Origin of the sequence: Amycolatopsis pigmentata (assembly GCF_042684065.1) — a bacterium.
GTDB lineage: Bacteria > Actinomycetota > Actinomycetes > Mycobacteriales > Pseudonocardiaceae > Amycolatopsis_E > Amycolatopsis_E pigmentata.
In genome coordinates this window covers 367,506-379,960 of record NZ_JBHUKR010000021.1, presented here as the reverse complement: position 1 = coordinate 379,960, position 12,455 = coordinate 367,506, and the positions used below count along the sequence as shown (strand labels likewise).

Annotated in this window: 13 protein-coding genes; 3 read left to right on the top strand and 10 right to left on the bottom strand. The window is 69.0% G+C overall.

Going from position 1 to position 12,455, the window contains the following annotated elements:
• Positions 1 to 217: 217 nt before the first annotated feature.
• Positions 218 to 1,951, bottom strand: a complete 1,734-nt coding sequence (locus ACFSXZ_RS33030) for an ABC transporter ATP-binding protein (protein WP_378269602.1) — start codon at positions 1,949 to 1,951, stop codon at positions 218 to 220.
• A 188-nt stretch (positions 1,952 to 2,139) separates the two neighbouring features.
• Between ACFSXZ_RS33030 and ACFSXZ_RS33025 the strand changes: the two genes are divergently transcribed.
• Positions 2,140 to 2,763, top strand: a complete 624-nt coding sequence (locus ACFSXZ_RS33025) for a TetR/AcrR family transcriptional regulator (RefSeq protein WP_378269600.1) — start codon at positions 2,140 to 2,142, stop codon at positions 2,761 to 2,763.
• Here ACFSXZ_RS33025 and ACFSXZ_RS33020 read toward each other — a convergent pair.
• The 9 genes from ACFSXZ_RS33020 to ACFSXZ_RS32980 all read right to left on the bottom strand — a co-directional run bounded on the left by ACFSXZ_RS33020 (position 2,746) and on the right by ACFSXZ_RS32980 (position 10,328).
• Complete coding sequence (locus tag ACFSXZ_RS33020) at positions 2,746 to 3,600, bottom strand: class I SAM-dependent methyltransferase (protein WP_378269598.1); 855 nt, start codon at positions 3,598 to 3,600, stop codon at positions 2,746 to 2,748. The two genes, ACFSXZ_RS33025 and ACFSXZ_RS33020, sit on opposite strands and share 18 nt — an antisense overlap.
• Positions 3,600 to 3,944: a VOC family protein gene (locus ACFSXZ_RS33015; protein WP_378269596.1), complete on the bottom strand. Its 345-nt coding sequence runs from the start codon at positions 3,942 to 3,944 to the stop codon at positions 3,600 to 3,602. The genes ACFSXZ_RS33020 and ACFSXZ_RS33015 overlap by 1 nt, the downstream gene beginning before the upstream one ends.
• Position 3,945: 1 nt before the next feature.
• A complete protein-coding gene (locus ACFSXZ_RS33010; RefSeq protein WP_378269594.1) occupies positions 3,946 to 4,122 on the bottom strand; it encodes a ribbon-helix-helix protein, CopG family in 177 nt (58 codons plus the stop codon).
• A 108-nt stretch (positions 4,123 to 4,230) separates the two neighbouring features.
• On the bottom strand, positions 4,231 to 5,319 hold the full coding sequence (gene mnmA, locus ACFSXZ_RS33005) for a tRNA 2-thiouridine(34) synthase MnmA (protein WP_378269593.1): 1,089 nt from the start codon (positions 5,317 to 5,319) through the stop codon (positions 4,231 to 4,233).
• Positions 5,319 to 6,503, bottom strand: coding sequence for a cysteine desulfurase family protein (locus tag ACFSXZ_RS33000; RefSeq protein ID WP_378269592.1), 1,185 nt, complete (start codon positions 6,501 to 6,503; stop codon positions 5,319 to 5,321). The genes mnmA and ACFSXZ_RS33000 overlap by 1 nt, the downstream gene beginning before the upstream one ends.
• Positions 6,504 to 6,616: 113 nt before the next feature.
• Positions 6,617 to 7,477, bottom strand: a complete 861-nt coding sequence (locus ACFSXZ_RS32995) for a lysophospholipid acyltransferase family protein (RefSeq protein WP_378270080.1) — start codon at positions 7,475 to 7,477, stop codon at positions 6,617 to 6,619.
• A 14-nt stretch (positions 7,478 to 7,491) separates the two neighbouring features.
• The gene (locus ACFSXZ_RS32990) at positions 7,492 to 8,262 is read right to left on the bottom strand and encodes a GNAT family N-acetyltransferase (protein ID WP_378269590.1); all 771 of its coding nucleotides are present in this window, start codon (positions 8,260 to 8,262) and stop codon (positions 7,492 to 7,494) included.
• 138 nt (positions 8,263 to 8,400) lie between these two features.
• Complete coding sequence (locus ACFSXZ_RS32985; RefSeq protein ID WP_378269588.1) at positions 8,401 to 9,360, bottom strand: electron transfer flavoprotein subunit alpha/FixB family protein; 960 nt, start codon at positions 9,358 to 9,360, stop codon at positions 8,401 to 8,403.
• 182 nt (positions 9,361 to 9,542) lie between these two features.
• Entirely contained in the window at positions 9,543 to 10,328 is a 786-nt protein-coding gene (locus ACFSXZ_RS32980) for an electron transfer flavoprotein subunit beta/FixA family protein (RefSeq protein ID WP_378269587.1), read from the bottom strand.
• A 214-nt stretch (positions 10,329 to 10,542) separates the two neighbouring features.
• On the opposite strand from ACFSXZ_RS32980, the gene ACFSXZ_RS32975 reads away from it, so the two are divergent.
• Together ACFSXZ_RS32975 and ACFSXZ_RS32970 are read left to right on the top strand one after the other, a co-directional pair.
• On the top strand, positions 10,543 to 11,385 hold the full coding sequence (locus tag ACFSXZ_RS32975) for a DegV family protein (RefSeq protein WP_378269585.1): 843 nt from the start codon (positions 10,543 to 10,545) through the stop codon (positions 11,383 to 11,385).
• A gap of 227 nt (positions 11,386 to 11,612) precedes the next feature.
• On the top strand, positions 11,613 to 12,431 hold the full coding sequence (locus ACFSXZ_RS32970; RefSeq protein ID WP_378269583.1) for an ATP-binding protein: 819 nt from the start codon (positions 11,613 to 11,615) through the stop codon (positions 12,429 to 12,431).
• Positions 12,432 to 12,455 lie beyond the last annotated feature (24 nt).

The window sequence follows — 12,455 nt, the reverse complement described above, 5'->3', positions numbered from 1 at the left end:
GAACCCTCTGCCGACCGGACCCATCGGTCTCGGCCGTGTGGGTGTCGCCATCAGGCTTGTCCCTCCGCGAGTTTGCGCGCCCCCGCGATCGTGTCGACAGGGCGCTCCTGCCGGGAGCACGTCATGTGAAGTCGAGCGGCGCCCTGCCGCCCCGATAGCGGCGAAAAAAGGCGCGCTCTGTGGTCACTTTGGTGGCCGCGCGTCGACACGGCGGGGATCATGCTGCCTCCTCGGGGGTGAGCTGGGACTCGACGATCTCCACGTAGGTGGGACACGTATCGAGAAGCTGGTGGTGGGTACCGATGCCGGCGATCGCGCCGTTGTCGAGGACGACGATCTGGTCGGCATCGAGAATGGTGGAAACCCGTTGCGCGACCACGAGAATCGCCGCGCGGCGGGTCCGCGGCCGCAACGCCGCGCGCAACCGGGCATCGGTGGCCAGGTCGAGCGCCGAGAACGAGTCGTCGAACAGGTAGATGTCCGGCTTGCGCACCAGGGCACGCGCTATCGCCAGCCGTTGCCGCTGGCCGCCGGAGACGTTCGTGCCGCCCTGGGCGATCGACGCTTCGAGGCCGCCCGCCATTTCCGCGACGAAGTCGCGGGCCTGCGCGACCTCCAGCGCCTCCCACAGTTCTTCGTCGGTGGCGTCCGGATTCCCGTAGCGGAGGTTGCTCGCCACCGTCCCGGTGAACAGGTACGGCTGCTGCGGCACCAGGCCGATCCGGCTCCACAGCGTCTCGGGCGCCAGTTCGCGCACGTCGGTGCCGCCGACCAGCACAGCTCCCCCGGTCACGTCGATCAGGCGGGGGACCAGGGAGAGCAGGGTCGACTTGCCCGACCCGGTGCTCCCGATGATCGCCGTGGTCTTGCCCGCCTCCGCGCGGAAGGAGATGCCGCGCAGCACCGGATCGGCCGCGCCGGGATAGCGGAATTCGACCCCCCGGAACTCCAGCTCGGCGTGGGGTTTCAGCTCGGTGACCGGCGCCTCGGGCGGACCGACCGACGACTCGGTCCGCAGCACCTCCTGGATCCGCTCGGCACAGACGGCGGCACGCGGGATCATGGTCGCGATGAACGTCGCCATCATCACCGCCATGAGGATCTGCAGCAGGTAGGCCAGGAACGCGGTCAGCGCGCCGATCTGCATCTCCCCCGCGTCGACGCGATGCGCGCCGAACCACAGCACCGCCACGCTGGAAACGTTGAGGATCAGCATGACGGTCGGGAAGATCAGCGCCTGGAGCCGCCCGACCCGCAGCGCGGTGCCGGTGAGCGTGGTGTTCGCGTCGGCGAAGCGCCGGGTCTCGTAGGGCTCACGGACGAAGGCGCGCACCACCCGGATGCCGGACAACTGCTCGCGCAGCACCCGGTTGACGTGGTCGATCCGCTCCTGCATCCGGCGGAACTGGGGCACCATCCTGATCACGATCAGCCCGACGGCCAGCACCAGCGCCGGCACGCAGACCAGCAGCAGCCAGGACAGCCCGACATCCTCCCGCAGGGCCATCACGATCCCGCCGCCGCACATGATCGGCGCGGCGACGAACAGCGTGCAGAACAGCACCACCAGCTGCTGGACCTGCTGGACGTCGTTGGTCGTGCGGGTGATCAGGGACGGCGCACCGAAGCTCGCCACCTCGCGGGCGGAGAACGTCCCGACCCGGTGGAAGATGGCGGACCGGACGTCACGCCCGAAGCCCATCGCCGCGCGAGCCCCGAAGTAGACCGCGCCGACCGAGCAGACGATCTGCAACAGCGTGACGGACAGCATCCAGCCGCCGGTGGACAGGATGTAACCGGTGTTCCCCCTGGCGACGCCGAAGTCGATGATGTCGGCGTTGAGACTGGGCAGGTACAGCGATGCGATGGTGCCGATGAACTGCAGGACGAGCACAGCGGTGAGCTCGGCCCGGTACGGGCGCGCGTAGGTGCGCAGCAAGCGGCTCAGCAACGAGGACCCCCTGGAAGAAACGGAGCGTATCTAAACTGGAAGAGTAGGCTTCCCAGTTAAGATACGCAACGTATTTTACCAATCCGGCCGGGAACAGCGGACGTGGTCGGCGGACGACCTGCCGGCAGACAGCCGTTCCGCCGTGGCCATGCCTCGGAATGGTGCTGAAAGTACAGTAAGGGGACGGTTTGGAGCCCAAGACACGGCGCCGGGGAGAAGAACTCGAACGGGCGATTCTCGACGCCGCGTGGGAAGAGTTGACCGAGGTCGGCTATTCCGCGTTCACGATCGAGGCCGTCGCGGCCCGCGCGGCGACCAGCAAGCCGGTGATCTACCGGCGCTGGCCGAACCGCGCGAAGCTCATGCTCGCGGCCTGGCAGCAGCACGTGCCCAGACCACAGAAGCTGCCCGACACCGGCAACCTCCGGTCCGACCTGATCGCCCTGTTCACCCTCGTCGCGACGCGGATGCAAGGCATGATCAGCGAGGTGATCGCGGGGGTGATGGGCGAGGCGTTCCGGCATCCCGAGGTCGCCGGGGCGCTGCGTGAACAACTCCGCGAGGCATCCCCGTTGTCGGGCGCGATCCAGCAACTGGTGGCACGCGCCGTCGAACGCGGCGAATTCCCGCCCGTCGACGTACCCGCACGCGCCACCCGGATGCCGCTCGACCTGATTCGCAACGAACTGACCTTGTGCGACAACACCGTCCTGGCCCCGGAGACGATCGGTGAAATCGTCGACGAGATCTTCCTGCCCCTGCTCTACGGCTTGGCGGCGGCGCCGCCACCGGCGTCAGGTGGTGACCAGTAGCAGGTCCTCGCCCGTCGAGGGGCGCAGACCGTCGGCGCGACCGGCGAAATAACGGTCGGCCAGTTCCGTCCCCGGCACATGGCGAACGTCGGCGAAACCCGCTCGACGGGCCAGTTCCAGCATTTCGGCCGGTGTGGAGAAGCCGATGAACGGTGTGCCCGCCGCGCGGGCGCCCTGCTCCGCCGCGAGCAGCCCCGGACGGTCGGCCGCGTCGACGAGCTCGATCGGCAGCAGGAACGACATCACGAACGTCGAGCCCGGCGCGAGCCCGGCCAGGACGCGCAAGGTTTCCGCGGTGGCCTTTTTCGTGAGATACGGGGCGACGCCGGTGGACGAGACCACCGCCGGAAGGCCGGGATCGAAACCGGCGGCGCACAACCGTTCCCACCACTGCCCGCTCGTCTCGAAATCGGCCGGCACCAGTCGCAGGCGGCCGGGCACACCGAACCCGAGTTCGATCAGGCGTCGGCGCTTCCAGGCCTGGGGGCCGGGCTGATCGACCTCGAAGACCCGAAGGCCCGCCTGTTCCGGGTGCCGCTGGGCAAAGGTGTCCAGCCCGGCCCCGAGCACGACGTACTGGGTGACGCCGCGGGCGGCCCGATCGAGGACCAGGTCGTCGAGGAAACGAGCACGGGCCACGATGGCGGCCCGGAACCCGCTGGTGGTTTCGGGGTCCATGTCCGGACGGTGACGCCATCGCTCGTCCGGGTCGGCCAATCGGAGACCGATGTCGTCTCGGAGCACGTGTGGCGGCGCGTCGACCTGGACGTGCATCGCCCGCCAGAGCGCCACCCGGAGCGCGGTACTGTCCGGCACCTCGTCTCGTTCGGCAGTCATCAGCTCTTGCCCGGAGCCTGGAGAATCCAGACCCTCCCGTCCGGGTCGCGGACCGTCATTTCCCTTGTCCCGTAATGCGTGTCCTCGAACGGGCTGACCACCTCGACGGCCGGATCGGGGCGGAAAGTCTCCTCGTCGGCTACTTTCAGCACGATCCGCGCCCCCGGTTCCCGGTCCTCGGGGATCTCGGCGATGAACACGGACGGACCATCACCGTTGCGGAGTTGACCGGAGTTGTGGTCGGTCTCGAATTCGAGCCCGAAACCCAGTGCCTGAAAGAACTGCGCGGCCTTGCCCCAGTTGTGGGTCTCCAGAAAAACGGCCTCGATCCCTTGGGTGGTCATGTCACTCCTCTTCTTCAGCGAGTTTGCGAGCGCCCCCGGTCTCACCGAGGTAGGCGCGGAGCGCGTCGGCGACCACCGCGGAGAGCGACTGACCCTCCTCGATGGCGTGATGCTTCACCTTCTTGATCAGTCCGATCGGCAGGTACACGTTGAACTGCTTCACGTCCTCGTCGCCCACCCTAGAAAGCTAGCATCCTAGCCAGAGACAGGCCAGACTTCCGAGCACGGAGAAAGACGGGAAATCAAAGGTGATCCCCACGCGGCGGCGCGGAGAAAGACGAATCGCTCAGGCGGTCGCGGCGATCTTGGCGCTGCCGAGCACCAGGTCCCCGCCCCGGTCCGGACGGTAGAGCACGACGACCTGCCCGGGCGCGACGCCGCGCAGCGGCTCACGCAACCGGATGCGCACCCCGGCGGAATCGGTCTCGGCCACGGCATCGGCGGTGCCGCCGTGCGCACGGACCTGAACCACGCATTCGGCCGGGCTCGCCGGTGGACGCTCCCCGGGCCAGATCGGGCGATCCCCGCGAATTTCGGTGACCGCGAGCCGGTCGGCGGAACCGACCTTCACCGTGCCCGACACCGGCTCCAGCGAGAGCACGTAACGCGGCCGCCCGTCCGGCGCGGGCGCTTCGATGCCGAGGCCCTTGCGCTGCCCGACGGTGAAACCGTGCACGCCGGTATGCCGGCCGAGCACGGCTCCGGTCTCGGCGTCGACCAGTTCGCCGGGACGTTCACCCAGCTTCTTTTCCAGGAACTTCTTGGTGTCGCCGTCGGGAATGAAGCAGATGTCGTGGCTGTCGGGCTTGCGCGCCACGGCCAGTCCACGCCGCTCGGCCTCCGCGCGCACCTCCGGCTTGTGCGAATCACCCAGCGGGAACAGGGCGTGCGCGAGCTGCTCCGAGGTCAGCGAAGCGAGCACATAGGACTGATCCTTGTCCTCGTCGGCGGCACGGCGAAGCTCCGGAACACCGTCCACAATGGATAGACGAGCGTAGTGGCCGGTGGCCACCGCGTCGAAGCCGAGGGCCATCGCCTTGTCCAGCAGCGCCTCGAACTTGATCTTCTCGTTGCACGTGACGCACGGATTCGGGGTGCGGCCCGCGGCGTACTCGCCGACGAAGGTCTCGACGACCTCCTCGGTGAACCGCTCGGCGAAATCCCAGACGTAGAACGGAATCCCGAGAATGTCCGCCGCCCTGCGCGCGTCCCGTGAATCCTCGATCGTGCAGCAGCCGCGGGCTCCTGTGCGCAACGTCCCGGGCTTGGCGGACAGCGCGAGGTGGACCCCGATGACCTCGTGCCCGGCTTCCACGGCGCGTGCCGCTGCCACCGCCGAGTCCACTCCCCCGCTCATCGCCGCGAGTACCCGCATCACACCTCCTGGGTCTTCCGCATTCCGGTCAGGCCGGCCTGCCGGGCCCGGGCGACGACACCGCCGATCTCGCGCGCGAGCGCGTCGACATCGTCCTGAGTGGACGTATGGCCGAGGGAGAACCGCAGTGAGCACCGCGCCGAAGTGGCGTCGGCGCCCATCGCGAGGAGCACGTGACTCGGCTCGGCGACCCCGGCCGTGCAGGCCGAGCCGGTGGAGCACTCGATTCCCTTGGCGTCGAGCAACATCAGGAGGCTGTCACCCGCGCACCCCGGAAAGGTGAAATGCGCGTTGCCGGGCAGGCGCCCTTCACCGAGCGGAGCCCCGTTGAGGATCGCGTCGGGCACCTCGCGCAGCACGGCCTCGACAAGCCCGTCCCGCAAGGCCTGGATGCGGTCCTGCGGGTGCGCCACCGCGGCTTCCACCGCGGTGGCGAACGCGCGGATCGCGGGAACGTCGAGGGTGCCGGAACGGACGTCACGCTCCTGCCCGCCGCCGTGCAGCAGCGGGACGCACGGCGTGTCCCGGCCGAGCAACAGCGCGCCGATCCCGTACGGGCCGCCGAGTTTGTGCCCGGTGAGCGTCAGCGCGTTCACGCCGCTGGCGGAGAAGTCGATCGGGACCGCGCCGACCGCCTGCACGGCGTCGGTGTGCAGCGGGATTTCGTGTTCGGCGCACACCGCGGCCAGTTCGGGCATCGGGTTGACCGTGCCGACCTCGTTGTTGGCCCACATGACGGTCACCAGCGCCACGTCGGCCGGGTCCTGCTCGATCGCCTTCCGCAGGGTCTCGGGCAGCACGCGACCGTACTCGTCCACGTCGAGCCAGGTCACGCTCGCGTCGGCGCGCGCGGCGAGCCACTGCACCGCGTCGAGCACGGCGTGATGCTCCACCCCGCTGGCCAGAATCCGGCGACGCGCCGGATCGGCGTTCTTGCGGGCCCAGTAGATGCCCTTGACGGCCAGATTGTCGCTCTCCGTCCCGCCCGCGGTGAAAATTACCTCGGACGGCCGGGCATTCAGCGCGGCCGCGATGGCCTCGCGGCTCTCCTCGACCACCCGGCGCGCCCGGCGCCCGGAGGAATGCAGCGACGAGGCGTTGCCCACGGTGGACAGCGCCTCGCTCATCGCCGCGATGGCCTCCGGCGACATCGGGGTGGTCGCCGCGTGGTCGAGGTAAGTCATTTCTCTACCAGAGTAGACCGTCGGGGTTCACCCGCGCGTGGCCACCGTGCTGTGACGCACCCGGTGTGAAGGACGTCGTAACCGTCACGCCGAGCGTGCCCGTCGAGGTGGGGTCAAGCCACCTCCAGCGCGGCCGGAACCGGCTCCGCGGTGGGCCGGGCGGTGGAGTGCGAATCCGTGCCCAGCGCGCTGTGCACGGCCGCTTGCGCCAGGTCCGCCAGTTCCCGCCGGTTCGCGGCGCGGCCCGGGGCGATCTCGTCACACACGAACATCTCCAGCACCAGTCCGCGCAACCGGATGACCCGCCGCACCGATTCGATCAGCGACTCCGGGCCGATGAAGGCGGGCTCGGTGGTCTCCCGGCCGCCGGAGAGCCGGTAGCGCAGGGCTATCGGGCGCACCGGCACACCGCCGTCGATGGCGGCCTGGAAGGTGGCCGTGGCGAACCGGCCAGAGGCCCGGCCGCAGAACGTCGTCCCCTCGGGCGTGACGCTCACCAGGGACCCGCCTCGCAGCGCGCCGGTCAACTCCGCCATCGTCGCGGGAAGCGTGGAAAGCCTTTCCCGGTCCAGGAAGATGCTGCCGCCCCGCGCGACCAGCCCGCCGAGCACCGGCCACTCCGCGATCTCGCGCTTGGCCAGCGCCCGCATCGGCCGCACCGCGTTGATCGCCACGATGTCCAGCCACGAGATGTGGTTGTTGACCACGAGCGCGCCGCGGCCGGCGGACGCGGCGGCGAACTCGTCTCCGCCGTGCACCACCAGCCGGACGCCGAAGGCCCGCAGCACACTCCGGAAAACCAGTCGTATCAAGGCTTCCCTGGCGCGGCCCCGCAGCAGCGGCAGGACCGGGAGGACGGCGAGGGCGGCCGGCACCACACCGACCGCCGCGCAGGCGCGCAGGACACGGCGGAGCCGTCCGACGGCGGGCGCCCCCGGGCTCAGGCAGGCCGCGCCACACGGCGAAACCGGCATCCAAGCGTGGCGTGTCACAGCTGGATCCCGAGGAAGAACTTCAGGTAGCGCTCGTCGACATGCTGCAGGTCGAGCAGCGTGAAGAAGTCGGCGACACCGAAATCGGGGTCGTGCGCGGGCGGTCCGCACACCTTCGCGCCCAACCGCGTGTAGCCCTTCAGCAGCGGTGGCAGCACGGGCCGGGCCGGGCGGGCGATTTCGTCGGCGTGCCAAGGACGCCGGGGCGAAACGCGCTGGTTCTCGGGGGCGTAGTGCTTGGCACGGACGAGATCCCAGACCCCGGCCGCGCACATGCCCGCGTCGTCGAGCGGTACCGACGCGCAACCGCCGAGATAGCGGTGACCCGCGAGGAGCATGTAGCGGGCCAGCCCGGCCCACACCAGGCTCACCACGGCACCGCTGCGGTGGTCGGGATGCACGCACGAACGGCCGGTCTCCACCAGCGATCCGCGCAGTCCGTCGAGCGCGGTGAGGTCGAACTCGGTGTCGGCGTACAACCCGCCCGCCGCGGCCGCGCGGTCCGGCGGGAGCATCCGGTAGGTGCCGACGATCTCGCCCGTGTTGTCGTCCCGCACGACGAGATGGTCGCAGTACTCGTCGAACCGGTCGGCGTCGATACCGTCCACAAGGGAATCCAGTTTCGCGTGCATCTCCTCGGCGAACACCAGATGCCGGAGCCGTTGCGCGGCAAGGACTTCCGCGCTGTCGGAGGCGACGAGAAGGGAGTACCGGGGCGCGTGCGTGCCACCCGGATCGGTGCTGACCAGTACCTGTGACCGCGTCATGACTACTGGTGTACTCCAGCGTGGGCGACCCCCGGGAGGCCCAACCGGTGACCACTTAATGCATGCCTGGTGAACGGAAAAGGGCGGACTCTCCGGAAGAAACCGGAGGGACCGCCCTTTTCACCGTGCCGTGAGAATTCAGCCCTTGCGCTTGGTGATCTCCTCGGTGAGCTGGGGGGCGACCTTGAACAGGTCGCCGACCACACCGAAGTCGGCGATGTCGAAGATCGGCGCCTCCGGGTCCTTGTTCACCGCGATGATCGTCTTCGAGGTCTGCATACCGGCCCGGTGCTGGATCGCACCCGAAATGCCCAGCGCGATGTAGAGCTGCGGGGACACCGTCTTACCGGTCTGGCCGACCTGGAACTGGGCCGGGTAGTAGCCGGAGTCGACCGCCGCCCGCGAGGCGCCGACAGCGGCGCCGAGCGAGTCGGCCAGCTTCTCCACGACCTCGAACTTCTCGGCCGAACCGACGCCGCGGCCACCGGACACCACGACCGAAGCCTCGGTGAGCTCGGGCCGTTCGCCACCGACGACGGGCTCGACGCTGGTGATCTTGGCCGACTTCGCCGGGTCGATCGCGGGAAGCTCCACGGTCTCCTCGGCCGCCGCACCGTCGGCGGCCACCGCCTCGACGGCACCGGGCCGCACCGAGATGACCGGAACTCCCTTGGTGGAGTGCGCCTTCACCGTGTAGGCGCCACCGAAGACGGAGTGGTCCGCACCACCGTCGGAGTGCACGCCCACGACGTCCACCAGCAGGCCGCCGCCCAGGCGTACGGCCAGGCGGCCGGACACCTCCTTGCCCTCGGCGCCCGCGGAGACCAGCACGGCGGCGGGCGCGGAGCGCTCCGCCAGCGTGGCCAGCGCGTCCACCTTCGGAGTCACCAGGTAACCCGCGGCATCCTCGGACTCGGCCACGTAGACCTTCGCCGCGCCGTAGGAGGCCAGCGACTCCTTCAGCTTGCTCGTCGTGCCGGGCGCGCCGACCACGACCGCGGAGGGCTCACCCAGCTCGCGCGCGGCGGTGAGCAACTCGGCGGTGACCTTCTTCAGCTCGCCGTCGATGTGGTCGACGAGAACCAGAACCTCAGCCATTGAAATTCTCCTCAGTCTCAGAGTCTTTTTGAACGCGCCCACCCGATCTCGTGGCCAGGGCTCCGCTTGGGTGGCTACCGCTCGTCGTCGCTGAGGGGAGCCCTGCCCCCGAGATCGGGTACCTTCGGACGGCGCGTTGCCGATCGCCTGACCATGCGCCTCACTGTTCGAGGGTGGTCGGCTCAAATTAACTTCTGGCCGACCAGGTACTCGGCGGCCTTCACGCCACCGTCACCGTCGTCCTCGACACGCTGACCGGCCTCGCGAGGCGGCTTGGGCGCGGCCTCGTCCACCGCCGACCAGGCGTTGCCGAGACCGACCTCCGACGCGTCGATGCCGAGGTCGGCGATGGTGAGCGTCTCGACCGGCTTCTTCTTCGCGGCCATGATGCCCTTGAAGGACGGGTAGCGCGGCTCGTTGATCTTCTCGCTGACGCTGACCAGCGCGGGCAGGTTCGCCTCCAGCGAAGTACGCCCGTCGTCGGTCTCGCGCACGCCCTTGACCACACCGCCGTCGACCGTGAGCTCACGCAGGTGGGTGAGCTGCGGCAGGCCGAGCAGTTCGGCCACCACCGCGGGCACGGCACCGCCGCGGCCGTCGGACGCCTCGTTGCCCGCGATGACCAGGTCGTAGCCTTCGACCTTGCCGATGGCGGCGGCCAGAACCTTGGCCGTGGCGATCAGGTCCGAGCCCGCGAGCGCCTCGTCGGAGACGTGGATGGCCTTGTCGGCGCCCATCGACAGCGCCTTGCGGATGGCGTCGGTGACGCGGGCGGGGCCCATCGAGATCACCGTGACCTCGCCCTCGCCGGCTTCCTTGATCTTGAGCGCTTCCTCGACGGCGCGCTCGTTGATCTCGTCGAGCACGGCGTCCGCGGACTCGCGGTCGAGCGTGTGGTCGGTGTCGGTCAGCTTGCGCTCCGAATAGGTGTCCGGCACCTGCTTGACCAGGACAACAATGTTCGTCATGGGTCCCCTTCGACCTCCCGGATAACCAGCTCTACTGGCCGGTAGCGTAGGGAAGTTCGCCGAAGACGGCTCGGTGAGGTGACCGCATTCACCTGGATCGCCGACTTACCGGGACGATCGTCCCGTTTCCTGAAGCTAATATCATCTACTTTCTGGTAGGTTCTGCCCGGGATGGGGTGCGCCTGTTGCGCCTTTCGGGCTAACCTCGAACGCCATGGCGAACCATGTTGCGGTCGTGACCGACTCGACCGCCTCCATTCCCGATCACCTCGTCCGTCAGTGGGGTGTCAAGGTCGTCCAGGTACAGATCGTCATGGACGACCGCATCGATGATGAGAACCGGTGGGACCGCGGGGAGATCGCCGGTTCCCTCAAAGCCGGGAAGCATGTGTCGACCTCTCCCCCGGACCCGGGCGCCTTCTTCTGGACCTACCAGGACGCGGTCATGGAGGGCGCGGCCGCGATCGTCAGCCTGCATCTGTCCGAACGCCTGTCCAAGACGGTCGACTCCGCGCGGGAGGCGGCCCAGGGCGTGCGGATCCCGGTCTACATCCTGGACAGCCGGACCACGGGGATGAGCCTGGGCTACGCCGTACTGTCGGCCGCGCGGGCGGCGCAGGCGGGCGCCGGCGTCGACCGCACCATCCAGGCCGCGCACGACCGGTTCGCCAACAGCTCCGAACTACTGTTCGTGGACACCCTCGAATACCTGCGGCGCGGCGGCAGGATCGGCGCGGCCTCCGCCATGCTCGGCACCGCGTTTTCCATCAAACCACTGCTCACCGTGGCCTCCGGCGAAGTCAAGCCGCTCTCGCGGGTGCCGGGTCAACACCGCGCGATGGGCAAACTGCTCGACCTGGCGATCAAGAAGGCCGGGGGCAGACAAGTCGATCTGGCCGTCTCCTCCTGGTTCAAGGGCCCGCGCGAGTTGAAGCTGGTCCAGGAGTTGAAGACCTACGTCCCCAGGGTGCGGGACATCATGGTGGTCGAGGCCAGCACCGTGATCGGCGCGCACGTCGGGCCGGGAGCCCTGAGCATCACGGTGGCTCCGGTGTAAGAGACCGTCTGCAAATCGTGAATTGCCTGGTCAGGTGAGTACCGAACGCGCCATCCGAAGGTACCCGATCTTGGGGGCAGGGCTCCCTACCAGCAAACCGTGACGTAGACACCGAACGAGAGCCCTGGCCACAAGGTCGGGTGGGCGCGTTCAAGGACGGGCACTCAGACGTGTGTTTGGTCACTCGATAGGGTGGCGCCGTTAGCACTAGCGGAAGGAGCCGTTCGGTGCACACGATCACGCCCCCGTCCGAGGAGACGAGCGCGGACCAGCGCCTGCTCGCCGAGGCCGGGCGGTTCACGAAGGCCGCTTTCGACGCCAGGCCCGTACTGACGGCGGACGACAGCGATCTCGATCTCCATCTCTTTCGCGGCACCTACCTGCCCGCCTTCGCCGCCGCCGAGGCCCTGGACGACAACCGGCCGGTCGGGGCCGATCTCGCGTGGCTGCGGCTGACCACGCCGGCCGGAACGCCGACCGGGCTTGGCGTGCTCGCCGTCGGCAAGGATCCCAGCGCCCACGTGCCCGGCGCGTACCTCCAGTTCGTCCGTTACCAGGGGGTCGACCTCGACGCCCCGGTGGTGGACCAGCACGAGTTGCGCGGCAACGTGGTCGGCACCGCCGCGCGGCTGAGCGCGCTGCTGGCCGGCCACCTGCGCACGCGACTCGCCGAGAGCGACGGCTTCCGCGAAGAGCAGGTCCCCGACTATCCGCCGGAGGCGCTGCGGGAAACGTGCATGAACGCGATCATGCACCGGGACTACGAGAACTCCTTCGCACCGGTCCGGATCGCCTGGTTCGACGACCGGATCGAGGTGACCAACCCGGGCGGCCCCTACGGCCAGGTCCGCCCGGACAACTTCGACCGCGTCACCGACTACCGCAATCCCGGGCTGGCCAGGGCGATGAAGGCCCTGGGCTACGTCAACCGGTTCGGCCGCGGAATCTGGCGGATCCGCTCCGCGATGGCTCGCGGCGGCAGCCCGGTGCCCGAATTCCACGTCGACGCTTCGTCGTGGCTGGTAATCCTCAGGAAATGGCCGTAAGCCCTGTTCGCGAGGTCCGGGCTC